Origin of the sequence: Bradyrhizobium sp. IC4060, assembly GCF_020193715.1 — a bacterium.
GTDB lineage: Bacteria > Pseudomonadota > Alphaproteobacteria > Rhizobiales > Xanthobacteraceae > Bradyrhizobium > Bradyrhizobium yuanmingense.
Genome location: NZ_JADYVJ010000060.1, coordinates 1 through 719 on the forward strand (window position 1 = coordinate 1; position 719 = coordinate 719).

1 protein-coding gene is annotated in these 719 nt (G+C 65.9%); it reads left to right on the plus strand.

Translation table 11 applies throughout. The features are described 5' to 3' along the window. The coding region (gene groEL / locus I6F16_RS37465) for a chaperonin GroEL (protein WP_225174772.1) at positions 1-719 on the plus strand (719 nt) is incomplete at both ends.

Below are 719 nucleotides of genomic sequence, written 5' to 3' on the forward strand. Positions count from 1 at the left end.
GTGGTCGAGGGCATGCAGTTCGACCGCGGCTACATCTCGCCCTACTTCGTCACCAACGCCGACAAGATGCGCGTTGAGATGGACGACGCCTACATCCTCATCAACGAGAAGAAGCTCTCCTCGCTGAACGAGCTGCTGCCGCTGCTCGAGGCCGTGGTGCAGACCGGCAAGCCGCTGATCATCGTCGCCGAGGACGTCGAAGGCGAAGCCCTTGCGACCCTCGTCGTGAACCGCCTGCGCGGCGGCCTGAAGGTCGCGGCCGTCAAGGCTCCGGGCTTCGGCGATCGCCGCAAGGCCATGCTGCAGGACATCGCGATCCTGACCGGCGGCCAGGCGATCTCGGAAGATCTCGGCATCAAGCTCGAGAACGTCACGCTCAACATGCTCGGTCGCGCCAAGAAGGTGATGATCGACAAGGAGAACACCACGATCGTCAACGGCGCCGGCAAGAAGGCCGACATCGAGGCGCGCGTGGCCCAGATCAAGGCGCAGATCGAGGAGACCACCTCGGACTACGACCGTGAGAAGCTCCAGGAGCGTCAGGCCAAGCTCGCGGGCGGCGTCGCGGTGATCCGCGTCGGCGGCGCGACCGAGGTCGAGGTGAAGGAGCGCAAGGATCGCGTTGATGACGCGATGCATGCGACCCGCGCGGCCGTGGAAGAAGGCATCGTTCCGGGCGGCGGCGTCGCCCTGCTCCGTGCCTCCGAGCAGCTCAAGGG